Raw genomic sequence first — 23,537 nt, forward strand, 5'->3', positions numbered from 1 at the left:
TTCTAAACAATTATAGGTTTACTGTCCGCAAAGTGCAAACAATTCATAAAAATTCCCACGTATATTTCACACTTAAAGCTCTTTTAATAGATATATTTACATTTATTATAAAAAAAATACAATATAATATTTGTAATTATTACATTTAACCCCAAATGAATATTCATTCATAACACATAACACTCGTTAAACAGGTACAGCAAAAGAATTAACCAATAGTTAATTTTGTAATAAAAAAAGAAAGAAGATAAAGAATTTAATAATTGAACTATTTGGGTATTATATAAATGAATGATTATTCATTATTTATATAACCAATTTATATATACGAATCAAATTAATATGTATTATAATATTTCATTAATGCTCTATAAAATAATTCTCCTTGATATTGGTAGCCAATTCTACTCAGATGGACTCTGTCCTTTGAAGTCATAGAAAGCGCACTCCATTGCTCGATTGAAGATAATCCTCCCATAACATGGTAGAAGTCCCAAATTGCTACATTATTAGCCTGAGCTATTTCATACATTGCTTTCGTGGCAATGGCATTATCTCTATTCAAATATTTCGATTTCCTAAAATTATCTCCCGGTGTAGTCAATATTATGGGCAGGTCTGGAATGACTTTTCTGATGTCTTGAATCAGCTTTGTATATCTTTCTATAAAAAGGTTTTTATTAAATGGAGAGTGAAAAGCATCGTTAGTACCTAAAGAAATGATTAATAAATCAGGATGAATCGATAAAATATCTTCCTGAATAGCTTTACACCTTAAATAAGAAGTGACTTTAGCTCCATTAACGCCTGATGAACTATAAGATAGTCCTTTATTGAGTTTATCATAAACTCCAAAACCTCTTAATATAAACTGGCTTTGTGATGAATTTTCTTTTTTGAATGAGAACCTGAATTTAGAAATCGGTTTATCAAAAAGGAATGACACTTTCCCATTTCCTACTTCCATACTTATTAATTGAGCAGGCTCCAAAGGCATCACTTTTGGTGTAAACTGTGATGCATCATCTGTGGGATAATAGACTTCAATTATATTCCCTTTATAAGGGTGTAATGAATCGATTCCTACATTAACAGTAAGTGCTGCAAATGATTCAGTGGTTCTTGCCGAAATAGCCGCTAATCCCCAATTACTCTTATGGTAGCTAATTGAAGCACGTTTTCCCTCCCAAGTTCCTATTTTAGAAACAGAAAAATTATAAGGATTATTCGTTTTGGCAGCTTTATAAGGAAAGAAAAAACCTCTGCTCTGCATTGGGAATCGAGGATCTTCATAAAATTTTTCTCTTACCCACCCCGAGAAAAAATCAGCTTGAATGTGCGAATCTCCAATATGCAAGACCTCAAGTTGCTTTTGATCTCCGGCTTCCAAATCCGAAAGCTTATCAAAAAAAGAATCTAATAAAGATGAATCGTTAAAGACTTGAATGGAGTTCAAATCCATTCTAATAAAATCATAAACTTCAAAAGGTTTCTTTGTAGAGGATATAGAAGTTGGAGCAGAATGACCACACAAAAATAGTATTGTAAAAAAAGCTTTTACACTATTGGATACATACCTTTTCCAAACTCTATTATTATTTTGTGGCTTCATTAGCGTTATTTCTGTTTTTATAGCGTTGGTATTCTCTTACCAACTCATTATAAAGCATATCACCGATGTAATTTGCTCCTTTTCTAGTAAAGTGTGTATAATCTTTCCCTGCCCAAGCTGGCTTCTTATCTGCCCATTTAACAATGGAATTCTTTCCTCCCATTGCCAAATATAAATCCCAATAAGCTACTCCTGCCTGCTTTGCTGCTCTTCTTTCCGCAGCTCTAATGGCATCTATATTAGGATAAGATTCAATTTTCGAGCCTTCTTTTCTGGCCATATCAGAAACTCCGACTACAAGAATACTCATCTCTGGTGCCACCTCTTTGAAATAATTCAATTGTTTCACCAATAGACGCTCGTAAAATTTATAGTTCTTTGCTTCTTGAGGCACAACATTGACACCAAATTGCAAGATTAAAAGTTCCGTATTGACAGTAGAAAGTAAGGTCTTGAAGTGTTTTCTACTCACTTTAGTAAAATCTGTCCCTGATGAACCTCTCATTGGGATATTATCAACTGCAATACCGGTATTACAATCAAAGCTCACACCATAAACTTCTGGAGATGCATCTGCTTCAAATGAGATTTCTAGATCTCCAAGTGCACCTGAAACAGGGAGTTTTACTTTTTTACTCTCTGAGTCTGCTTCCACTTCAATTGGGTTCCCTTCTACTCCATTCATACTGTACCCCAATTTCACATCAGCCACTGTATTTCTCATATACACATTAAACAGTTCAAATTGCTTATGCGAATTTTTTGAATAAGGAGCTGGTTCAAAAGCAATTGTTGCTTCAGTGCCTTCATAGGAATAATACTTTCCGAAAAAACCATAGTCATTGTGCTTTCCTCTATATTTTTTTGGACCAAAACATAAAAACTGCTCCCAGTTATTACTGAAAGATTGAGCTAAGGTTGTTCTCCTATTTTTCTGCTCCATAATAGGCACTAATCCTACTCCGCATCCACCAAACTGCTCTTGTAAATTTCTTCGAAGCTGTTCCGTCATTCTATCACCTTCCAATTGAGAATCTCCATAATGTAAAATTCTGATCAACTTTCCTTGTTCAGAAATTGAAGTCAAACCTTTAAAGAAATGATCCAAACAATTGGGATTACTTTCAGGATATTCTATTGCCACTGCTCCTTTGGGCGTTCTTACTTTCAATGGTTTTTCTTCCACTGGCGTCCATGACGACTCTTCTGAAATACTTTCCATATCTACTGTCATAGAATCATCCTCTTCGTATTCTTCTACTTCTACCACTTCTTCTGTTTCATTGGCAATCATGCTTTCTGGCAAAACATCTTCAGTCGATGGAATACGAATTGTTGTCCCGAAAACATTAATTTCTTCAGGAGACATCATCAGTACCAAACCAAGCATTAAGGCTACGTATACTAATATCTGAATTATCTTTAAAGGAGTAATTTTCATTCTTTCTCTCTAAGGTTATTAAAAGTTGAAGGAGTGGCTTTCATTCGCCTACATTAAAAAAGTATTTTTCCTACAAAAAATTCAAGTATAAATTTATAAAAAATATAAATGAACCATAAGCTGTTCCTCATAATTCACTGAAAGTTTTTTATCTATCTTCAATCCTTTAATTTTGAGTTTTGATTTTCTCTTCCAAAGAAAAATATACTAACCTCAATAAATACATAAAACATGGCAGAAGAATTATTCTTACCAGATAATGGTAGTAAAGTAGAAATATATGAAAGCATTCTTCCTCAAATAAAAGGATTGACTTCTATTGAAACAGACTTGATTGCGAATTTATCCAATACTTGTGCTGTTCTAAAGGAAGCTTTTCACCACTTGTGGATTGGATTTTATTTGGTAAAAAATGATGAATTGGTATTAGGTCCATTCCAAGGTCCAATAGCCTGTACAAGAATCAAAAAAGGGAAAGGTGTTTGTGGAACGACTTGGGCTGAAGCAAAAACTTATGTCGTGGAAGATGTAGAGGCTTTCCCTGGCCATATTGCCTGCAGTTCGGCTTCTAAGTCTGAGATTGTTGCTCCTGTAATAGTAAATGGTGAAGTAGTTGCAGTTTTAGATATTGATAGTGATCAACTGAGCACTTTTGATACGACAGATCAAAAATATATTGAAGAGTTATGTAATTACTTGGCTTCTAAATGGAGCTAAGCACTAAGCCAAAAAGTCATGAAGAATTAGTGTTATATAATTTTGTCTTCGTATTTAAAATTGAAACAAAAAATAAGGGCGTTGAATAGACGCCCTTATTTTTTTATTGATCAGCTAAAATGATCTTGTCAACTGCCTCTAATAAATTCTTTGCATAATGTGTTGCAACTGAATTTTCTACTAAAGGATTGTCAACTTGAATTCTATATTTGATACCCACTTTTTCAGCAGGAATTAAATCCCTCTCTTTGTCCCCAATCATCCAAGTGTTTTCCATATCCGCATCGTACTTGTAGATGGCTCTTTCAAACATCAAAGTACCTGGCTTACGGCTTAATGAATTGGTCCAATTCTCATGTAAAGGAGCGTAAAACATATCATCAATGGCATTGTTACATTCTTTCTGTAAATCATCATGACAGATATATACATCTTCTTTCTTGTAGATTCCTTTTACAATGCCTGATTGGTTGGTTAGAATGACTAACTTAAAACCTGCATCTTTTAATTTTTGCAAAGCTTCTGCAACTCCTGGAAGCACTTCAAACTTTTCTAAAGTATAAGCATAGTCCACATAGTCTTTATTCAAAACCCCGTCTCTATCCAAGAATACGCACTTATTCTTTTTCATCTTAATTAAGTATAGAAATGAAATAATTTCCGCAAAGTTAAAAGAATACAGTTATAATCCTTCATCTATTCAGATTTATAAACCCTTCCTTTCCAGTACACCTTGGGTTTGGTAACACTGTAAATGAGCAAGACATTGTAGGTAAATAGGTACATAAATTCGAAGAGCAAACTCGCTTTCCATCTTATTTTTAATGCTAATTTTTTCTGAATTGTGATTATTGTTGCTGACTTAACAACATAAACGACAGGAAGCAACCATAATAATTCGTTAAAAAACGCACCTAAAAGTATTAATAAAGGATAAAAAATGATATTAAGGTAGTTCAGTATTTTTAGTGACACTTGAACCTTTTTAGCTCCCTGCATCCACCTCCATCGCTGATGCAACCATTCATTTAAAGAGTTAATAGGTTGAGTTACTGCCAATACTTCTTTTGAGAACAACTGTTCAAAATGTCCTTCTGCTTTAATTACTTCTCTGAATAATGCAAAATCTTCAGCTACTGAAAAAGGGATTCCCTTCATTCCTCCCACTTTATCAAACATCACCTTTCGGATTCCCATATTGTTCCCCATAGCCGTTACAGGTATACCCAGTTTTGATAAAATTCGAATCATCTTTAAGGCAAAAATCCAGTCCAATCTTTGATAATCTGACCACAATTCCCCTTGCTCAACAATAGTCACACCCGTCACAATATCCTTTGATAATAAGGAATTAAGCATATTTTGCACCCACGAAGAAGGGTAAATTACATCGGCATCTGCAAATAGAATGTACTCTGCATCAGTATACGAACTCAAGTAATCCAGCACATTCACTTTCCCTTTCAAAGGCCGGTTTTGAGGAATGTTAAATACTCTAATCTGGTCAGATTTACGTACAAATTCAAGAAGAATTTCGGCTGTATTATCTTCAGAAGCATCGTTACCTATTAAAATATCAACACATACATTGTTATTAACATTTTGCGAAATTAAACTTTCAAGGCAAGATTTTATCGTAACTTCCTCATTTCTAGCCGCAACAAGTACACTCACCTTCATTTTATCAAAATCAATTTACTAAACATGTTAAAATTTAAACCTCACAGCATTTTGACCTGTTTGTAGGTTTATGTAAAGTTGGTAAATTTGTATGTAATTAAAATAATACCAAGAGTAGAAAATCACTGTTTTCAAATTACAAGGTATTGAAAAATTGACTTTACGTTTGTACTTAATAAAACTAGACTGATAGTTCTACTTATAAAAAGACTTATACATGACAACGGCAATAAATTTAGTTCCCTATAAAACTCTTCTAACTTTCAGTAAAAACGTTTTCTTGGCAATGGGCTGTCCTGAGAAAGATGCAGATTTAGCCGCGAATGTTTTATTATCAGCTGATTTAAGAGGTGTAGATTCACATGGGGTTGCTCGTTTGATTGGATATGTAAGACTGTGGGAAGCTGGAAGAATCAATCCTACACCCAATATTAAAATAATCCATGAAACACCAAGTACAGCTACTGTAGATGGTGATGCTGGATTAGGTTTGGTTGTAGCACCTCAAGCTATGCAGATTGCGATTGATAAAGCCGAAAATGTTGGTACTGGATGGGTTTCTGTTAAAAACTCAAACCATTACGGCATTGCTGGTTATCATGCAATGATGGCCCTAGAGCATGATATGATTGGTTTATCCATGACCAACGCAAGTCCATTGGTTGCACCTACTTTCTCTAAAGAAAGATTATTGGGTACCAACCCGATTGCCATGGCCATTCCTGCTGGTGAGGAACCTCCTTATGTTGCAGACTTTGCCACAACAACGGCAGCTAATGGCAAACTTGAAATCCTTCAAAGAAAACAAGAAGATGCTCCAGTGGGGTGGATTCAAGACAAAGAAGGGTTATCTTCTACAAATGCAGCCGAATTGAAAAATGGTGGTGCACTATTACCTTTAGGAGGTGATAGAATCAGAAGCAGTCACAAAGGATATTGTTTAGGAAGTATGGTAGATATTTTATCATCTGTACTATCAGGTGCTGGATATGGACCGTGGGCTCCTCCTTTTGTTAGCTTCTTGCCGTTACCTGAAGATCCGGTAGGAGAAGGATTAGGACACTTCTTCGGTGCTATGAGAGTAGATGGATTTAGACCTAAAGAAGAGTTTAAATCACATATGGACAACTGGATCAGACGTTTCAAAAATGCGGAAGCTGTTGAAGGTCAGGAAAGAGTATTGATTCCAGGCGATCCAGAAAGAGAAATTGAACATGAAAGATTAACGGAGGGTATTCCTTTGTTGTCTCCTGTTATAAAAGACTTAGAAGAAGTTGGTAGTAAATTTAGTCTATCAATTTAAATTGGATTTTATACTCCATCAAAATCACTTTCAACTCATTTTGATGGAGTATTAATTCCAGAATTACTAAAAACAAAACCATTAAATACTAAGACATTTACAACTTGCTAAAGTACTATGACAAACGTAATTATAAACTTTTGCCATGGCACTAAACTTCATTCTAGATTAAAATTTAAAAACAAAACACTTAGCAAAATAAGGTAGTGTATTGATGCAAGTGATGAACTTGCCGAAATGTACTGTCTATGATTTTATTACTATCTAAAACCAATTAAGAAAATGCTTTACAAAATTAAGCTTAAGAATGCTGATGAGCATGTGCTTTTATCAAGTGCAGCTTATGAGTTCATTGAAAACAACGAGTACTACAAGCAATTAAATCTTTTGGAAAACCTACGTTTGCACGCCAGCGGATATGTTTTCTTCCAAAAAAACTTTCCAAAACCTAATGGAGGTTATAAAAATGTAACCATTTACCTTCATAAGTTAGTAGCAGAGAAGTTTGTTCCTAAGCATGAGTCGGAAAGAAGATTATTCGTTAGAATTATGAATGGCAATCCATTGGATTGTAGAGAGAAAAACCTTGGTTGGGCTACTATGGCTGAATTAAGAAGAAATCAAAAACATCATCATAACAAGACCGGTTACAGAGGTGTTGTGAAAGTGAGTAAGAAAACATACCGTGCGGTACTTTACTCAAAAGGTGAAAGATATGACTTAGGCTTATTCCCATCTGCTGAAAGTGCAGCGGAAGCTTATAACAATAAGTCAAAGGAGCTTTTTGGTAAGACAAAGAGCTTGAATAAATTTGAAGAAGAAGAAAATCCTAATATTGTTTCAAGCAACTAGAACAAGTGCTAAATCAGTATTGGAAATTCAATATAAATAAAGTACTCCACTAGAATGATTTAAACTCATTTTGATGGAGTACTTTTTTATTTTAACAATACTCCTTATCATTACACCTTTTAAGCGATCAAAAGTCTCTTTTTCAACCCATTAAGCTTATAAAATTTACAAATGATAGTGAATAAACAATCATTCATACGTATATTTACTCTACAGAGAAAAAAATGACATCTGATCTGTTATTTTTTTCTGTGAAGGCAAACCTTCAACAAATAGAATTATAGATAATAACCTCATAAATACTATGGCACAGCAAAGAAAAAAGCCCCGCAGAACAACTGCTAGTAGAGCTTCGACTACAGTTAATAAAGAGACTAAGAACACGCAAGAGACAGAAAATGTAACACCTCCAAAAACAGAAGAAAAAGTAGATGAAACTACTCAAGAAGCTTCTTCTGATGTTGTAGAGAAAATTACAGAAACTGTAAATGAAGGTATTTCTACTGCTACTAAAATGGTAGAAGACGCAAAAGAATCTGTAGAAGAAAAAGCAAAAGAAACGATCAATACTGGACAAGAAAAAGTAATTGAGGCAACAGAAAAAGCGGATTCTAAAGTAGAGGAGATGTTAGAGAAAACAGTACAGCAGTCGCACGAAGTAATCAAAGATGCGTCTACTTTTTCTAAATCATCAGCAACTACTGTTAATGAAAAAGCTACTGCTATTTTTGATCAAACTGAAGATGCTGCTGGTCGTCTAATTACAGAAGCAAAAAGTTTATCTGATGCCGCTATTGATAGTATTGAGGAAACGACAAACAAGGTGTTGTCTTCTACAAAAGATTTAGTTGAAAGCACTTTTGTCAATTCTCAAGAAGTGGTTACCTCATTGGTCAGCAACGGTAAAACGTTCAAAGATATGGCTTATGAAAAAGCCAATGAAACCATTGACAGTGTTACAACTCAGGCTGACAGTATTGTAGATGAATCACACCGTTTCATCAAGGATGCTTCTTCAAAGGTATTCAGTACATCAAAAGATCTAGTATCAGAACCTGTAGACACTATTTCTTCAACAGCAAATAGTGCTAAAGACGCTACATCAAGTGTATTTTCTGATGTGTCAGACAAGATCCTAAGAATGTCACCTGTTGAACTTCCGAAAATGGATGATGTGGATGAAGCACGTCAAAATGTTAGGAAATTTATTACAAACGGCACAGCGGCTATGATTTACCCGGTTGTCCGTTTATTAAAATAATACTAACTGAACAACAAACACCCCGATAAAAGCCTTATTGGACCTTTTTCGGGGACTTTTCTTTTTAGATAAAAAAGGAAGTGTTCTTGGCTGGCTATATCATCTGAAGGTAAAGAAATGGATGAATTGGAAAACCTAAGAAACACTCCTTTAATCTACTTTGAATATAACTACCAGAAAAAGTAATCAAGTACATGTTCTGGTAATTATGCTATTAAGCTGGGTTTGTAGACCATAAAGCCGCACTCTTCAGCATTGCCCTCCTTGGGAGTTTTAATGCAGACGATATCAATTCTGCAAAGTCTTCAGGTTGCAGCACTCTTTCCTCTGAATCGTCACTGCCTATCATGCCCAAGTCTTTTGTCATGTCTGTCTCAATAGTACTTGGTGTCAGTGTAATTACTCTGATATTATTTTTCCTTACTTCTTTCATTAAGGATTCCGACAATCCAATCACTGCAAACTTAGAAGCTGAATAAGCCGATATATTGGCATTTCCATTTAACCCTGCCGTTGATGCCACATTGAAAATATCACCTTCATTTTTTTCAATTAAATATGGAAGCACCTCTTTTGTGACATAGTACAATCCCATTACATTGACCTGTATCATTTGCGACCATTCTTCTACCGGCATCTCATTGAAGGATCCAATACCCGCTATCCCTGCATTATTCACAAGAATATCCACAGAGCCTAATTCTTCTACCAACTTTTTGATATTGGTTTTCACTTCCTCATAAACTGAAACATCAAAAGCTGCATAAACTGCCTTCACCCCAAAAGCCTCTAGTTCCTTTACTGTTGCTTTTAACACTTCCTCATTTCGGCCGGTAATTGCCACGTCAATTCCATCTTTAGCAAATGCAATAGCTGTTGCTTTCCCTAATCCTCTGCCACCACCTGTAATGATGGCCTTTTTATTTTTCAAGCTCATATTCTTTTCCTTCTATCCAATAATCAATAACAAATATATCTTCTATAAGAGGTCCTACAATTTTCACAAGCTCTAGATGTGCCTTATGAAAAAGGTAAATTTCTCTGGCTGATTCATCATTAAAAACCAATGTAAAACAGTGTGTAAAACCTTTGCTCATACCTTCAGTACTATCATTTAGTCCCCACTCAAGATGTGCGATTGCTGGAATGTCTGTTTTTAAACTTTCAAATGTTTTAATCACCAAATTAATTTTCTCCTGTGTAGCCTCTTCCTTAAATTTTATACTTACAATATGTTTCAATTGCTCATTCTCCCTGTTGATATTTGGCTCTATTTTGTATGTCACCACTTTTCCAAGGTCAAATCGAAAAGAACCGGCAATCAAAAATTGCTGATTGTTCATTTCATGAGCTCTTAAACCATAATAAATTGAAAAACCTGTTTCTAAATAGTTGATAGGTTTTAAAATGCCTTCTTTATTCAATTGACAAAGCTGAATGCTTTCATCATCTCTAGTGCCAATAGCTAGAATTGCCTCATCTGCATTTGAAGAGACCACCTCAATTCTAGTCTGCCCCTTCAATCGAGTCTTCTCCGTATCTTTTAATACATAATGAGGAACCAAAGCTCCTTTTTTATCCACTTTGAATACTGTAACACCATCTCCATGATAAACAAAATCAGTATTCTTTATAAAGCCTTTCCGCTTATAATATTTATGATGGCGATGCCCAGCAATCACATAATAATCATCGCCCATTTGCACTCCCGTTACCGGATAAGTACCCGTTAAATAGCGGTCTGTTTCATTATCACTAATGTTATTGATGTTTTTAAAAGTTCCGTTTTCATAAACTCTAAAACTGCTGATACCATTATCCTGAAAACCTCCTGTGTACAAATAAGTTTTGCCATTGATTTGATGTGAAAACATTCCAATAATTCCATCTGTATGAATGACATCATTATCTCTTAACGACTGTACATGTATAAGTTTTCCATCATTATTAATCTTAAAGCAACTCAGTCCTGGAGTTTCCTCTAAACCTCCCACAAACAGGTAAGAAGATTTCTTCATATGTATCACCTGTAATGTAATGGCTACCCCAATATGTGTCTCCTCTGTATCTTCAGTGATCGCTACCCTTTCAATAGAACCATTTTCTAATATCTTGAAAGTCTCTACAGCATTTCCATATTTGTTGGCGACAAAAAGATAATCATTACCTCCAATTTGATCTGCCACCATTCCTCTAGCTGGACCTTGCTGTTTGTACAATTCATGATTGCTTACTGGAGTCAGTTGACCATTCTTATCTAATTCATAGACATCAATATTCCCAAACCCTCCTACATATACAAAGTCTTTCCCTTGCTTTTTATAAGAAGTAACTGTTACCGTATTTTTTGCTGAGATCTTTTTAAAATCTTGTCTTACCAACCTCAAACTATCTTCCTGTGCGTATATAGTTTGGAATAAAAAGGCAATGAAAAAAAAGTTGATTATAAATTTCATGAGTGTAGTTTTTCAAGTAAAGTGCTTATTGTTGTAAAATTGTAATTGCACCTGCAGTTGCTATTGTTCTATCCTGCTCTATTGTGCCGCCACTTACACCTATAGCTCCAATAATTATATTGTCCTTATTTCTAATTGGTATTCCTCCCGGAAAAGTAATCAATCCACCATTGGAATGTTCTATGTTGTAAATGATACCACCTGGCTGTGTCAACTCTCCCAATTCACCGGTATCAATATTAAAATATCTTGCGGTTTTCGCTTTTTTGATGGCTACATCAATACTTCCCAAATAAGAATCATCCATCCGAATAAATGCTTTTAGATTAGCACCGGCATCAGTGACTGCAATATTGACCAATACGTTGGATTCTTCTGCTTTTTGTTTGGCCGCTAAAAGAATTTGAAGAGCTTCTTCATCCGTAATATCATATGCGTTTTGGGCATAAATGAAGTTTGAGCTGAAGAGAGTGATAGTTATAAAAAATAATACTTTATACATCTTAAAAAACGTGATTATAAATTCTAATGCAAAATTCATAAACCGTTTTCAAAAAAAAGTTGAACTAGTTCAACTCTCCGGAAAAATTACCGCTTTTTGATCTTACTCAAAAATTCGTGTGTAATTCCTAAATAGCTAGCCATCTGTTTATCTGTTATTTTAGAAGAGATATCCGGATATGTGGAAACAAAATTTTGATAACGCTCTTTTGCTGTTTCACAATGATTTCTGATCAAACGGCGTTGCCAAGCCACCAACGCTTTTTGTGACATAACACGAAAAAGCTTTTCTACCACAGGCAATTTTTCGTAAAGCATCAATTTGTCTGTTCTATTGATCATCAATACCTCACTGTCTTCCAAGGCTTGTATGTTCAGGTGAGATGGACTTTGATGCATAAAACTATCATTATCCATAAGCCACCAATCCTCTGCTGCAAAATACAATGTATTATCATTACCTTTTTGATCAAAAGTGAAAATCCGAAAACATCCATTTAACACAAAGCCTTCAAACCGACAAACATCCCCTTGTTTTAAAAGGTATTCTTTCTTCTTAAAATATTTCAACTTAAAATGCTTACAAAATTCTTCCAATTCAGTTTCTGAGAAAGTAGCATTCTTACTTATATTCTGCTTTAAAAGTTCATTCATTATTGTCTATTTATTTAAGTCAATCCATTAAAAGCTCATTTGAAGAGAATAGTTTAATGATGTCAGCTACAGCAGGATTTCTTAAACTGTCTTTAGGGTAAGATAATCCTACTTCTCTGTACGAAATTGGTCCTTTATATTTACGAATCTGAAATCCGCTCCATTCTCTGACAAAAGATTCAGGTAAAAAGGTGATTCCCAGTCCTGCGATAAGTAATGTGAGCACATCGTTCTTTGTTGCACAATTGGCTATTGTTTTCCATTTCCCTCCTAAATCATTCAAAATAGATAAACTTTGCTGATGTGCTTCACATGGAGGACAATGAATAAAAGGCTCGCCTTCTAGATCCGTAATTTCTATTTCTTCTTTATCACATAAAGGATGCTGATCTGGAATGCACAAAACATAATCCTCTTTCCACAATGGCAAAAATAAATGATCTTCAAACTTCCATTCTCTTACCAGCAAGTTCAATTCACAATCTCTGCCTATACCTCTAATATCCCATTCTATATTATTGACTTTTTGATTTATGGCTAGGTAAAATTTCTTTTTTAAAGATTGAGGCAGACTGTCAGCCACGCCTAGCACTACTTTTTGCTTAAAGTCTTTATGTTTAAACAAATCAGGTATATCATTTAACTCACCTAATATTCTCTTTGCAATAGGGTACAATTGATGACCTTCCTCTTTGATGGTCACCCCTTTTTTGTGCCGTATAAAAAGTTCTTTTCCTATTAATTCTTCTAATGACTTGATACCATTAGAGATATTAGGTTGTGATACAAAACATTTCTCGGCCGCTCTAGAAATATTTTTTTCCTCGTACACTGCCACAAAAAATCGAAGTAGTCTTTCATCCATAATAAATAGTTATGATAACGATACAAAAATAGTATTTTGATGCTAATTTGATAATAAACACCTTTGTATCAACAAATAATAAAGACATTTAATCATAAATAAATCTAATACTTCTCATTATGGAATCAATACAAAAAGGTCTGATCGTTATCACAGGTGCTAGTTCTGGAATTGGTGCTGCCACTGCTCAACTTTTTTCTGACAATGGTTTTCCTCTTTTACTGTTAGGCAGAAGAGTGGAAAAAATGGAAGCGCTAAACCTTCCTAATACACTCATTAAAAAAGTGGATGTGACCGATTACGACGCTTTTAAAACTGCTGTAAATGATGCCGAAAAACAATTCGGGCCAACGGAAGCTATAGTGAATAATGCTGGAATGATGCTTTTGGGTGATATTGCTGTCCAAGATCCAATGGAATGGAAAAAAATGTTTGATGTAAACATTATGGGAGTATTGAATGGAATGCAAATTGTCTTGCCTCAAATGAGAGAAAGAAAAGGGGGCACAATTATTAACATCAGTTCAATTGCAGGTAGAAAAACCTTCGGCAATCATGCTGCTTACTGTGGTACCAAATTCGGTGTACACGCCATAACTGAAAATGCTAGAGAAGAAGCGGCTGCAGATAATGTAAGAATGGTTACGATTGCACCTGGTGCTGTAGAAACGGAACTGCTTTCACATACTAGTAATCAAGAAATAAAAGATGGTTACGAGGCATGGAAAGAGGAAATGGGAAACATTTTAAAGGCAGAAGATATTGCCAATGCTATATGGTATGCTTTTAATCAACCTCAAGGTGTCAATGTGAGAGAAATTGTACTTGCTGCAACAAAACAGCAACAATAGATCAAAATTTGAATTAGGGTACAGCAGGTATCCAAAAAAAAATCCCGACCAATTATTGATCGGGATTTTTTGTGAATTAAAACTTCGTTCCAAGTAGAAAAGCTTTAACAGGCATTCTTTTCTTGCCTTGCATTTGCCATTCTTCAACAGAGATGAACCCATCTACTGTTTTAATATAGAAGTAATTCTTATTATCAGTGGCGTAACCTTTTTCATTGGCTTCTACCTCACTGTCCATCACTTTAGACACCTTGAAAAGCTTATATGTTTTGCCTTCAATTTCAGTCCAAGCAGCAGGATACGGTGAAAGTCCTCTGATAAAATTATATACTTTTTCCGTAGGCTGATTAAAATCTACTTTACAAGTCTCCTTAAAGATTTTTGGTGCATGTTTAGGTTCCCCTACAATCTGCTGAGGTGTTGTCTTGTAGTTTCCTTCTTCAATCAGCTTCACAGTTTTCAATACTGTACCAGCACCTTTCTCCATCAATCTCAAATACACATCTCCTACAGTATCTTCTTCATGAATTGGCTCTTCCTCACGCATAATAACATCTCCTGTGTCAATTTCATGCTGTAAGAAGAAAGTTGTTACACCTGTTACTTTCTCACCATTGATGATGGCCCAGTTAATTGGAGCTGCACCTCTGTAATCAGGAAGCAATGAACCGTGAAGGTTAAAAGTACCAATTCGAGGCATATCCCAAACAGACTCAGGCAACATTCTGAACGCCACAACAATCTGAAGATCAACTTTCAAAGCTTTTAATTCTGCTTGAAACTCCTCGTTCTTTAAATTGGTAGGTTGAAGAATATTCAACCCAGCTTCCAATGCATATTCTTTTACAGGAGACATATGCAATTTTCTTCCTCTACCAGCAGGTTTGTCAGGTGCTGTGATCACACCTACCACATTGTAATTATTTTCTACTAAAATCTTTAATGAAGGAACCGCAAAATCCGGTGTTCCCATAAAAACAATTCTCAAGTCTTTATTCATCATATCTTATTTTTTAAAAGTCTTAGCAATGGTCTCGTGACGGTCCAATGATTTACATACCCAAGCCGCTTCAATCAGTTTTCTTTCTTCCTCTGATAATTTCCACTCACTCTCGGGCAACTTTCTCAATTTTGTGCTTAATGTATGCAGGCTCAATGCCGCACTGACCGATATATTAAAGCTTTCAGCAAAGCCGTACATTGGTATTTTCACCTTGTAGTCAGCTATTTCAAAAGCTTCCTCTGAAATGCCTTCTTTTTCATTACCAAACATCAAGGCTAAAGGTTCATCGACTGGTAAATCATCAATAGACATATCCGTATGAGGTGTTGTGGCTACTAACTTATACCCTTTAGATTGCAATGTTTCAATGGCTCCCTTAGTAGAATCATAAGTATTGACATCTACCCATTTTGCTGACCCCATTGTGGTTTTCAATGAGACTTTAAACTTTGTATCAGATTCAATCAAATGAAGGTTTTGTAAACCGAAACAATCACATGTTCTGATGATCGCTCCTACGTTTTGAAGTTTGAAAACCTCCTCCAACAATACTGTAAAATGATTTGTTCTCTGAGAAAGTACCTTTTCTATTCCTTCTAATTTCTTTTCTGTTATAAATGTTTTCAAGTAATCTACTAACCCTTCTTCTTCAGAGTATTTTTTAAAAGCATCTGTTTTAAAAAACTTGAAATCATCGTCATTTGCGTAAGGCATTTCTCTCTATGTTATTTCTAAAACTAGGAAAGCTGTCTGTAAAGTGAAAAACAGCTTTACGGACAGCTTTAATTTGTATTATTTCTATGAATCTTAGTTCACTGCTTCTTCAATTGGAGTTTTATTCTTCAAATCTCCATCAACAAATTGAATAATCGGAACATATTGATTGTCTTGAGCATTCTTATAATTATAAGCTGGGGTCAAATATCCTTTCCTGAACTCGTCACTTGCTTTTAACTGCTGCACAAAACCATTTCCGTATTCACTCATGATCATACCAAAAGCAAACATGGTTTCAAAACCATCATATACAAAGCTTGAGGGCTGGTTATTAAATTTTTCTTGATATTCAGCAATAAATGTTTTTGCTCTGAAAGAGTCATCATCAAACCAATTGGGGAATAGGATATTGATTTTTGCAGTCTCCATTTGAGAATAACTCAACTGTTTGTATTTCAACCATTCTTGAGGAACATAAGCAGAGGCCACTGTACCTAATGACAATAATGCACTTACTGTACTTAAAGCTTCAACTTCATTAGTTACTGCAATAAATACATGAGCAGTTGAATCTTTTACCACTCCCAGAGAATCATCGTAAGCCAAAGGATCAAACATCTCCTGCAATACCTCAAAACCATCTACTGGGTCAAACTCTTGATAAGCTGCAATTTTACCACCTTCAGCCTCATAAGCTTCTTTAAAAGCTACAGCCATTTGTTTTTCTTTGGTTGAATGTCCAAAAACAACATAAGTTTGAACTGTGTCTGCTTGAATTCTCAAAGAATCGCCTTCAGGGAATTGCTCTAATGTTGCTAACTCCTCAGCTCTTAATCTTTTACCTAAACTTCTTCCAATTGTTTCAGGAGTTGAAGTAGCTAAAAATGCATTAGAAGAGTTTTCAATCACCATACTGTTATTTGAAATTGGATTGACCATTGGAATACCAGTTTCATTTGAGAATTGCTGTACCAATGGCAACATATCTGCATATAATGGTCCCACAATAAGATCTACATTCATCATTTTAGGATCTTCAAGCAACCCTTTCAAATGAGTTGTATCTCTTTTAGTATCATAAGCCACTACATCTATGTTGACATCTCTTTTTGCCAAGTATTCTTTAGCAATTAAAATTCCTTGATAGATATTATAAACAAATTCGTTTTTGACTCTCAATGCATTTCCATTCGTAGTTTCAGTAAAGAATGGCAATACTACAGCTACAGTATATTTCTCTTTCTTTTGAGATTTTCTAACTACATGCTTATTAATTTCAATACCCAAATGAACAGAAAGCTTTGTCAACAGCTCTTCATCTCTTTCCTCTTTAGGCTGTTCTAATATTTTATTGAAAAGCAAAGATGCAATCTCTTTATTATCAGTGTTTGCCTCACAAATTGGCTTCAACTCTTCAATAGAAAGTGCTTCTAAAGATTGGTAAATCATTGCAGTCAGCTCTTCTCTGAGTTTACTGTCCGTGATTCCATTAGCAATCATCAAGCTTTCATCATACTTAGTGGCTTTCAGATAAGCACAACCTAAAAGGTATTTTGCTTGTTCTTTCTCATCCCAATCCGCATAATCTGCAATTGCTTTATTTAAATTATTTTGTGCTTCTGTAAAGTTACCTTCCTGATAATTAGCATACCCAATCAATGTAAGTGCATAAGGCTGCAAAGTTGCTCCTTTAAGACTCATCATATCTTGTAATACCACAATCGCAGGCTGGTACTTTCCTTGGTCTATTAATTGTTTCCCGTAAGTATATTTCTCAACTTCAGTTTTTCCACTTTGAGCAAAAGCACTGATAGAAACTAAGAAAGTCAAGATTAACGTATAAAAGTATCTCATAAAAAAATGATCTTCTTCTTATTTAAACTGAGATAAAAATTTAGAATATGGCTTTGGTAATAAGAAAAATAGTTCTTTCGAATTAAAAGCAACTGCAAGTTACAAAAACGGTTATGATTAAAAACACTTTGGGATAAATAATAGGTAATAGAACCTTCTGAATTACAGTTTTATTAGTTTTTTTGAATAGAAAAAGCCAACCTCAAAAAATGAGATTGGCTAAAAAAAGGAACTCTAAAACTATCTGTCACAAATCCAACCTACTCACCACAATAGGGATCCGTGATTTGATAACGACTATTATTGACTAGCTGATTTCTATTGTTTTTTTCTCAGCAGGAGTATTCTTCGGCAACACTACGGATAAAATTCCGTCATCGTATGAAGCATTAATACCCTCTACATTAATATTATTAGGAAGTGTAAAAGACCTTTTGAAATCTTTACCTACAAATTCTCTTTTCAAATATGTAACTCCTTCCTGCTCTACTTCAGTATGTTTGTAAGTCACCACTAATTTGTTTTGATCAATGGCAATTTCCACATCTTCTTTCTTAACACCTGGAATAACTATTTCAACAGTGAACCCTTCCGCATACTCTTTCACGTTCATAGGAACCTGAGCATCTAACGGGTTTACAGTATCTAATACATTAACAACATCACTCATTAAAGAGGAAATAAAAGTTGTTGGGTAATCTGACAATGAATGTTTCATTTTATTATTTATGTTTTGGTTTGGCTAATTATTTTACTTCAATTTTAACAGGCTTTTTCTCTTCACTTTTTGGTAAAGTTACAGTCAAAATACCTGCATTAAATTTCGCTTCTAAAGCTTCTACTTTAATTAAGTCAGAGATTCTAAACGTTTTTTCAAAATCACTTACTTGATAAGCATTGACTAAGATTTTCTCTTCTGTTTTGTTCTCTTCTTTTGGTTGCTTATAGTTAATATTCAATCTATTATTTTCAACATCAATTGAGAAAAACTCTTTTTTGTAACCTGGTACTACTAATTCTAAATAAAAGGCTGCTTCATCTTCCTTAATATTCACAGGCACAAATGATTGCCTATTTCTTTCTACTGCATTAATTACATTTGAAACAAATGATTTTCTTGTCGAAGGTCTATAAGTTGTGATACTCATGATTTTATTATTTTAATTTTAATTTCAATATCAATTTTACAGTTTGCTTATAGACAAGAGGTATACCAAGTGAAAAATTAAGACATTTTGTCATTTTATATTAATAAAAACGCTCCAACAAATGACATAATGTCATTTTAAACGAAATTAATCGGACAAAATGAGTCAAAATTAAAATTCAAGTTCCCGTTCAAGCGTGCCAATACTTGAGAATAATTTTAGGTTTTAAATTTTGATTAAACACAAACAATTAATTACATTACAGGACATTTAATTACTTATCAATTCAAATTCATATCTAATGAGCACATTAATGAGAGAAGATGTTGAGAAGAGAAGACGTCTGACTAAAATCATCGCACAAGTATCAAGGTTAGGCAACTACACCTTAGGGCGTGCTTTTGAACGTGAAGGATTACCTATATCAAGAGAACAATGGGATGTGCTTGTGATGCTTTGGGATAAAGATGGTAGAGCACAACAAGAGTTTGCTACATTTTTATTGAAAAACAGAGCAAGTATCACGAGTTTGATCGATAATATGGAGAAGAATAACTTGGTAACAAGAGTTCCAAATCCTAACGATAAAAGATCAAAACTTATTTATCTAACAAGAAAAGCAAGAGACCTTAAAGAACAAGTTGTAGGCATTGCTCAAGATGCAATTCTTTCTATCACAAAAGGAATTCCTTTAGAAGATGTTGAACATGCCGCAGACTTACTAACAAAATGTTTAGAGAACATCGTAGAATATGATGAGAATATTCTTGATGATCAAAAAGGTGCATAACCTCTCCAACCGAAAAAGCTCTTAATAATAGAAAGGTTACTTTCAAAAATATGCAACAACAAACTAATACTCTTATTTGTTGGCAAAAGTGTATTGGATCAATTGTGTTTTTTATCTCACTTCTATTTTCCAATACACTTTTCTCACAGCAAACTCCAGAAATTAAAACTGTTCTTCAAGCACTCAATTCCGGAGACCCATCTTATGGTATCAAAATCTTCTCGGACAGTTTAATGCCTTTGATCTATGAAAGAAGAGAATACCAGCCAATATGGACTTCCCCAAAAAACATCGAAGATCTTCTTTTTGTTATTAATGACAGCTATAATGATGGTTTAACACCTGAGCATTATCATTTGAAAATCATCATGGAGCTGAAAAATAAACCTTCATTGACCAATGAAGAAAAGGCTCTCTATGATATTGCAATGACTGATGCTGGAATATTATTGAGTTCTCATTTGATTTGGGGAAAAGTACAACCTGAAACCATCTCTTCTACTTGGAATTTTGACACCAAGGAATTTTCTGAAGATAGAATCAAGCTTTTTTTAGCACCTATTGAACAAGAAAAAATTCTTGAGGCTTCTGCCTCTATTAGACCTAGTAACATCTTATACACCGGATTACGAAAATCATTAAAAAACTTCAGGGAAATTGAGGCGAAAGGCGGTTATACAAAACTTCAAAAAATAGAATCAATAGAGTTGGGTGATAACAATGAGTTTATTCCTGAGCTAAGAAAAAGATTGGCCATCACCGGAAATCTTATCCCAGTAGATTCTACCGTACTTAAAGTAGATACTACATTCCGCTCTCAGCAAGAAGGAATTGCAATTGTGAATGCTCCATCAAACAGACCTGAGATTGATACCATCACTTCAATGATTCCTTTCAACCCTGCCCCTATTCTTGATTCAGCTTACGTTACAGTTCCTCTTTTAGACACGGCATCTACTCTTTATAATGAGAATTTGAAACAGTCCATTATTGCATTTCAGAAAATGTATGGATTAGAACAAGATGGAAAAGTAGGAAAAGCTACTCTCAAGGCGTTGAATGTTCCTATTTCAAGCCGAATCAACACGCTGAGAGTGAATATGGAAAGAGCCAGGTGGATCAATCACGAAGATGATGATAATTTTATTTTTGTCAATATTGCAGATTTCACATTGTACCTTCATAAGCATGGCGAGTGGTATTACACTACTAATGTGGTAGTAGGAAAACCTTACCATCAAACGCCTGTATTCAAAGCAAAAATGAGCTATATAGACATTAATCCCACTTGGAATGTTCCTTATAGTATAGCAAGTAAAGAAATGCTTCCTAAACTTAAAAAGGATGCTGGTTATCTGAAAAGGCAAAATATGAAGCTTTATGACAGAGCCAATAATGAAATTGATCCTTATTCTGTTGACTGGAAAACGATCAAACAAAAAAGCTTTCCTTATTATATTGTCCAAGGATCAGGACCAGGAAATGCACTAGGATACATCAAATTCATTTTCCCCAATAAATATTCAATTTATCTGCATGATACTCCTTCCAGATATTTATTCAGCAGAAATTCAAGAGCATTCAGTCACGGTTGTATCAGAGTACATGAACCTCTAAAACTGGGGGAACAGTTACTGAAAGATCAAGGGTATACCTTAGAAAAGATTGAGGAAATTGTAAAAACTCATGAATTGAAAAGAGTAATTTTGATGGAAAGACCTACTGTTTATTTACTGTATTTCACAGCAATGCTTGGGCCTGATGTTGCAGTTCATTTCTATGATGATATTTATTCAAGAGATAAAAAAGTATTAAAAGAACTCAACAAATCACTGTATTAATTGTACAGTTTATGATATAAACACAAAAGGTATAGCACTCTACATGCTATACCTTTTCTCCTTATTATTTTTACACTCTGTTACTTTCTTCCTCCGAAGAAGAAGGTAAGGAACATTGCTGAATAAAAACTACGGTTATCTGAAGATGCCATGATCTGAACTTCCTGTGTGTAAGCATCTGCAATAATGCCTGCTTCAATACCTGTTATACTTCTCTTATTTACCCCAAATTCAAACGACAAAGAAGCCTTTAGCGCTAAACCTGCCACTACACTGGCCTTGGAAAGACTTTCCCCAAAAGAGCCTGTTCCCTCAATATAACTACTATAATCTGCAAAATCCTGCTTCGTAAATTGCTTCGTAATCACTCCATCTTGAGGGTCTTTATATTTGATGAGGTAAGGGGTTACAAGCCCAATAGAAGGACCTGCATTGACAATCACATTCATCTGCACTCCTTGTTTCCTAGCTTTTTTAAAGATAATCCACTCTTTACCAAACATAGGTCGGATGGCGTAAAGTCTGTTCATTTTTCCATAGACAACACCTTCACCTGTATAGGTTTGTCTTCTTTCCTCTTTAGGGTGTTTGATGTTTAGAAATTCTATACTCAATGAATGGTACTTCCTTTCGTTCTCTATTTGCCCAACTCTACCACGAGTCACTTTCGTTTTACCACTGTTTCTTCCCAATGACTCTGTGATTTTATGCTCATAAAAGAATTTCTTGGAGAAACGGAGAGAAGCTCCACCAATAGTTCCCCCGTAGGTATTCATCATAATACCCAAGGCCCATTCTTTTTCATAATATTCATCCTCCTCCTCAACTGGAAATTGAGCAAAAACGGCTAACGGGGAAATACAGATAAATATTAAAGAGATGATTAACTTCTTCAAGTCTAGCTAATTTAATTCGTTCAGATAAATAAGGGTTTACTATAGTAATTTACATTCTATAAATGATTCCTACAAATAAGAAAGTGATGAATAGAAAGCAAAAAATCACTAAGTTTGCTATTGTTATAAGAATATAGCAAACTTAATCATAAAAAATAAATTTTTGTTTGAGCATTTCTCTTTAATCTTAGAATCAAATTACTAATTGCATTCAATAATGTATTGATTATACACTATTTTTGACTTTATACTTAGAACTACTGCAATGTGAATTCTATTGTTTTAGCAGTTTGTAGCTTATCTTTGTAGGAATAAAGAAAATAATGAAATTTATTCAGTGTGTTTTTTTGAAAGAACCAAATTAATGATGATTGACATTTCCCTTAACGCAGTACTATGACTAAAGTCTCTTTTACTTGGGAATCATAGAATAAAAACTCTACTTTTGTTTTGCTCATTTAGATGTTTCTTATTTACTCAATTATTAAATAGAAATTGGTCCTATGAACTGGAGCATGCTTGAGACTTCTTTTTTGAGGTTCATGTTTCAAAAATGCCTTTAGACACGACAATTTTTTAATAAATATATCAAATATGAAAATATCCATCATTGTAGCAAAAGCTACTAATAATGTGATAGGAAAAGATAATCAGCTCATATGGCATATTCCCGCTGATTTAAAATACTTCAAAAAAGTGACTTCAAACCACACGGTGATTATGGGTAGAAAGACACATGAATCTATCGGTAAATGTTTACCGAACAGAGTGAATATTGTCATTTCAAGAAACCCTGATTTCCAAGTGTTCGACGGAGGTGTATTGACTAACAGTTTAGCTGACGCTATTGAAATGGCTAGACAAAAAGGTGAGCAAGAGGTGTTTATTATTGGTGGTGGAAAAATTTATGAAGAGGCAATGAAAATTGCAGATAAACTTTATATCACTGAAATACATGATCAATTTGTTGGGGATACTTTCTTCCCAGATATTCTACCTAGTCAGTGGTCTGAAATATCAAGGTTTGAATATCCCAAAAATATGACTTCTCCGTATGCTTATTCTTTTGTAAATTATATACGCAATAAATAATTA

Annotated in this window: 23 protein-coding genes; 8 read left to right on the forward strand and 15 right to left on the reverse strand. The window is 34.4% G+C overall.

Annotated features, from left to right (window positions below):
- Positions 1–337: 337 nt before the first annotated feature.
- The gene (locus AVL50_RS23380; protein WP_062618976.1) at positions 338–1,612 is read right to left on the reverse strand and encodes a GDSL-type esterase/lipase family protein; all 1,275 of its coding nucleotides are present in this window, start codon (positions 1,610–1,612) and stop codon (positions 338–340) included.
- A complete protein-coding gene (locus tag AVL50_RS23385) occupies positions 1,596–3,053 on the reverse strand; it encodes a hypothetical protein (protein ID WP_062618977.1) in 1,458 nt (485 codons plus the stop codon). Before AVL50_RS23385 ends, AVL50_RS23380 begins: the two co-directional genes overlap by 17 nt.
- A 231-nt stretch (positions 3,054–3,284) precedes the next feature.
- On the opposite strand from AVL50_RS23385, the gene AVL50_RS23390 reads away from it, so the two are divergent.
- Entirely contained in the window at positions 3,285–3,770 is a 486-nt protein-coding gene (locus AVL50_RS23390) for a GAF domain-containing protein (RefSeq protein ID WP_062618979.1), read from the forward strand.
- 103 nt (positions 3,771–3,873) lie between these two features.
- Here AVL50_RS23390 and AVL50_RS23395 read toward each other — a convergent pair whose 3' ends face one another.
- Positions 3,874–4,401 carry an HAD-IIIA family hydrolase gene (locus AVL50_RS23395; RefSeq protein WP_062618981.1) on the reverse strand — a complete coding sequence of 176 codons (528 nt, stop codon included), beginning with the start codon at positions 4,399–4,401 and terminating at the stop codon, positions 3,874–3,876.
- A gap of 65 nt (positions 4,402–4,466) precedes the next feature.
- Complete coding sequence (locus AVL50_RS23400) at positions 4,467–5,444, reverse strand: glycosyltransferase (protein WP_172826907.1); 978 nt, start codon at positions 5,442–5,444, stop codon at positions 4,467–4,469.
- Between the two features lie 223 nt (positions 5,445–5,667).
- Between AVL50_RS23400 and AVL50_RS23405 the strand changes: the two genes are divergently transcribed.
- From AVL50_RS23405 to AVL50_RS23415, 3 genes are all read left to right on the forward strand, one after another.
- Positions 5,668–6,753 carry an Ldh family oxidoreductase gene (locus AVL50_RS23405; RefSeq protein WP_062618984.1) on the forward strand — a complete coding sequence of 362 codons (1,086 nt, stop codon included), beginning with the start codon at positions 5,668–5,670 and terminating at the stop codon, positions 6,751–6,753.
- A gap of 282 nt (positions 6,754–7,035) precedes the next feature.
- Positions 7,036–7,605 (forward strand): hypothetical protein, encoded by a 570-nt coding sequence (locus AVL50_RS23410; protein ID WP_062618986.1) that lies wholly within the window; start codon positions 7,036–7,038, stop codon positions 7,603–7,605.
- A 304-nt stretch (positions 7,606–7,909) separates the two neighbouring features.
- Positions 7,910–8,866: a hypothetical protein gene (locus AVL50_RS23415; protein WP_062618988.1), complete on the forward strand. Its 957-nt coding sequence runs from the start codon at positions 7,910–7,912 to the stop codon at positions 8,864–8,866.
- Positions 8,867–9,080: 214 nt separating this feature from the next.
- Here AVL50_RS23415 and AVL50_RS23420 read toward each other — a convergent pair whose 3' ends face one another.
- From AVL50_RS23420 to AVL50_RS23440, 5 genes are all read right to left on the reverse strand, one after another.
- The gene (locus AVL50_RS23420; RefSeq protein ID WP_062618990.1) at positions 9,081–9,803 is read right to left on the reverse strand and encodes a 3-ketoacyl-ACP reductase; all 723 of its coding nucleotides are present in this window, start codon (positions 9,801–9,803) and stop codon (positions 9,081–9,083) included.
- Positions 9,787–11,322, reverse strand: coding sequence for a Dabb family protein (locus AVL50_RS23425; protein WP_062618991.1), 1,536 nt, complete (start codon positions 11,320–11,322; stop codon positions 9,787–9,789). Before AVL50_RS23425 ends, AVL50_RS23420 begins: the two co-directional genes overlap by 17 nt.
- Before the next feature lie 25 nt (positions 11,323–11,347).
- The gene (locus tag AVL50_RS23430) at positions 11,348–11,824 is read right to left on the reverse strand and encodes a heme-binding protein (RefSeq protein ID WP_062619185.1); all 477 of its coding nucleotides are present in this window, start codon (positions 11,822–11,824) and stop codon (positions 11,348–11,350) included.
- A gap of 86 nt (positions 11,825–11,910) precedes the next feature.
- A complete protein-coding gene (locus tag AVL50_RS23435; RefSeq protein WP_062618993.1) occupies positions 11,911–12,477 on the reverse strand; it encodes a Crp/Fnr family transcriptional regulator in 567 nt (188 codons plus the stop codon).
- A 19-nt stretch (positions 12,478–12,496) separates the two neighbouring features.
- The gene (locus AVL50_RS23440) at positions 12,497–13,342 is read right to left on the reverse strand and encodes a LysR family transcriptional regulator (RefSeq protein ID WP_062618995.1); all 846 of its coding nucleotides are present in this window, start codon (positions 13,340–13,342) and stop codon (positions 12,497–12,499) included.
- A 119-nt stretch (positions 13,343–13,461) separates the two neighbouring features.
- On the opposite strand from AVL50_RS23440, the gene AVL50_RS23445 reads away from it, so the two are divergent.
- Entirely contained in the window at positions 13,462–14,193 is a 732-nt protein-coding gene (locus tag AVL50_RS23445) for an SDR family oxidoreductase (RefSeq protein WP_062618996.1), read from the forward strand.
- Positions 14,194–14,269: 76 nt separating this feature from the next.
- On the opposite strand, the gene fmt is transcribed toward AVL50_RS23445, so the two are convergent.
- The 5 genes from fmt to AVL50_RS23470 form a co-directional block, all read right to left on the reverse strand.
- The gene (fmt, locus tag AVL50_RS23450) at positions 14,270–15,193 is read right to left on the reverse strand and encodes a methionyl-tRNA formyltransferase (RefSeq protein ID WP_062619186.1); all 924 of its coding nucleotides are present in this window, start codon (positions 15,191–15,193) and stop codon (positions 14,270–14,272) included.
- Between the two features lie 6 nt (positions 15,194–15,199).
- Positions 15,200–15,910 (reverse strand): RNA methyltransferase, encoded by a 711-nt coding sequence (locus tag AVL50_RS23455; RefSeq protein ID WP_082795978.1) that lies wholly within the window; start codon positions 15,908–15,910, stop codon positions 15,200–15,202.
- A 93-nt stretch (positions 15,911–16,003) separates the two neighbouring features.
- Positions 16,004–17,767 (reverse strand): ABC transporter substrate-binding protein, encoded by a 1,764-nt coding sequence (locus tag AVL50_RS23460; protein WP_062618999.1) that lies wholly within the window; start codon positions 17,765–17,767, stop codon positions 16,004–16,006.
- A gap of 307 nt (positions 17,768–18,074) precedes the next feature.
- On the reverse strand, positions 18,075–18,485 hold the full coding sequence (locus AVL50_RS23465) for an Hsp20/alpha crystallin family protein (RefSeq protein ID WP_082795979.1): 411 nt from the start codon (positions 18,483–18,485) through the stop codon (positions 18,075–18,077).
- 28 nt (positions 18,486–18,513) lie between these two features.
- A complete protein-coding gene (locus tag AVL50_RS23470) occupies positions 18,514–18,915 on the reverse strand; it encodes an Hsp20/alpha crystallin family protein (RefSeq protein ID WP_062619003.1) in 402 nt (133 codons plus the stop codon).
- 301 nt (positions 18,916–19,216) lie between these two features.
- On the opposite strand from AVL50_RS23470, the gene AVL50_RS23475 reads away from it, so the two are divergent.
- Positions 19,217–19,705: a MarR family winged helix-turn-helix transcriptional regulator gene (locus tag AVL50_RS23475; RefSeq protein WP_082795980.1), complete on the forward strand. Its 489-nt coding sequence runs from the start codon at positions 19,217–19,219 to the stop codon at positions 19,703–19,705.
- 50 nt (positions 19,706–19,755) lie between these two features.
- Positions 19,756–21,546, forward strand: a complete 1,791-nt coding sequence (locus AVL50_RS23480; protein WP_062619006.1) for a murein L,D-transpeptidase — start codon at positions 19,756–19,758, stop codon at positions 21,544–21,546.
- Positions 21,547–21,626: 80 nt separating this feature from the next.
- Here the strand turns inward: AVL50_RS23480 and AVL50_RS23485 are convergent, their stop codons facing one another.
- A complete protein-coding gene (locus tag AVL50_RS23485) occupies positions 21,627–22,442 on the reverse strand; it encodes a hypothetical protein (RefSeq protein ID WP_062619008.1) in 816 nt (271 codons plus the stop codon).
- A gap of 594 nt (positions 22,443–23,036) precedes the next feature.
- Between AVL50_RS23485 and AVL50_RS23490 the strand changes: the two genes are divergently transcribed.
- Positions 23,037–23,534 carry a dihydrofolate reductase gene (locus tag AVL50_RS23490; RefSeq protein WP_062619010.1) on the forward strand — a complete coding sequence of 166 codons (498 nt, stop codon included), beginning with the start codon at positions 23,037–23,039 and terminating at the stop codon, positions 23,532–23,534.
- Positions 23,535–23,537 lie beyond the last annotated feature (3 nt).

The sequence above is a fragment of the Flammeovirga sp. SJP92 genome, assembly GCF_001583495.1.
In the GTDB taxonomy this organism is placed as follows: domain Bacteria; phylum Bacteroidota; class Bacteroidia; order Cytophagales; family Flammeovirgaceae; genus Flammeovirga.

What these genes read in the sequence shown, in the direction of transcription:
- AVL50_RS23390 (WP_062618979.1), top strand. Translation starts at nt 3,285, where the DNA reads ATGGCAGAAGAATTATTCTTACCAGATAATGGTAGTAAAGTAGAAATA.
- AVL50_RS23470 (WP_062619003.1), bottom strand. Translation starts at nt 18,915, where the DNA reads ATGAGTATCACAACTTATAGACCTTCGACAAGAAAATCATTTGTTTCA.
- AVL50_RS23425 (WP_062618991.1), bottom strand. Translation starts at nt 11,322, where the DNA reads ATGAAATTTATAATCAACTTTTTTTTCATTGCCTTTTTATTCCAAACT.
- AVL50_RS23395 (WP_062618981.1), bottom strand. Translation starts at nt 4,401, where the DNA reads ATGAAAAAGAATAAGTGCGTATTCTTGGATAGAGACGGGGTTTTGAAT.
- fmt (WP_062619186.1), bottom strand. Translation starts at nt 15,193, where the DNA reads ATGAATAAAGACTTGAGAATTGTTTTTATGGGAACACCGGATTTTGCG.
- AVL50_RS23445 (WP_062618996.1), top strand. Translation starts at nt 13,462, where the DNA reads ATGGAATCAATACAAAAAGGTCTGATCGTTATCACAGGTGCTAGTTCT.
- AVL50_RS23380 (WP_062618976.1), bottom strand. Translation starts at nt 1,612, where the DNA reads ATGAAGCCACAAAATAATAATAGAGTTTGGAAAAGGTATGTATCCAAT.
- AVL50_RS23435 (WP_062618993.1), bottom strand. Translation starts at nt 12,477, where the DNA reads ATGAATGAACTTTTAAAGCAGAATATAAGTAAGAATGCTACTTTCTCA.
- AVL50_RS23410 (WP_062618986.1), top strand. Translation starts at nt 7,036, where the DNA reads ATGCTTTACAAAATTAAGCTTAAGAATGCTGATGAGCATGTGCTTTTA.
- AVL50_RS23385 (WP_062618977.1), bottom strand. Translation starts at nt 3,053, where the DNA reads ATGAAAATTACTCCTTTAAAGATAATTCAGATATTAGTATACGTAGCC.
- AVL50_RS23415 (WP_062618988.1), top strand. Translation starts at nt 7,910, where the DNA reads ATGGCACAGCAAAGAAAAAAGCCCCGCAGAACAACTGCTAGTAGAGCT.
- AVL50_RS23490 (WP_062619010.1), top strand. Translation starts at nt 23,037, where the DNA reads ATGAAAATATCCATCATTGTAGCAAAAGCTACTAATAATGTGATAGGA.
- AVL50_RS23440 (WP_062618995.1), bottom strand. Translation starts at nt 13,342, where the DNA reads ATGGATGAAAGACTACTTCGATTTTTTGTGGCAGTGTACGAGGAAAAA.
- AVL50_RS23430 (WP_062619185.1), bottom strand. Translation starts at nt 11,824, where the DNA reads ATGTATAAAGTATTATTTTTTATAACTATCACTCTCTTCAGCTCAAAC.
- AVL50_RS23480 (WP_062619006.1), top strand. Translation starts at nt 19,756, where the DNA reads ATGCAACAACAAACTAATACTCTTATTTGTTGGCAAAAGTGTATTGGA.
- AVL50_RS23405 (WP_062618984.1), top strand. Translation starts at nt 5,668, where the DNA reads ATGACAACGGCAATAAATTTAGTTCCCTATAAAACTCTTCTAACTTTC.
- AVL50_RS23455 (WP_082795978.1), bottom strand. Translation starts at nt 15,910, where the DNA reads ATGCCTTACGCAAATGACGATGATTTCAAGTTTTTTAAAACAGATGCT.
- AVL50_RS23420 (WP_062618990.1), bottom strand. Translation starts at nt 9,803, where the DNA reads ATGAGCTTGAAAAATAAAAAGGCCATCATTACAGGTGGTGGCAGAGGA.
- AVL50_RS23460 (WP_062618999.1), bottom strand. Translation starts at nt 17,767, where the DNA reads ATGAGATACTTTTATACGTTAATCTTGACTTTCTTAGTTTCTATCAGT.
- AVL50_RS23465 (WP_082795979.1), bottom strand. Translation starts at nt 18,485, where the DNA reads ATGAAACATTCATTGTCAGATTACCCAACAACTTTTATTTCCTCTTTA.
- AVL50_RS23475 (WP_082795980.1), top strand. Translation starts at nt 19,217, where the DNA reads ATGAGCACATTAATGAGAGAAGATGTTGAGAAGAGAAGACGTCTGACT.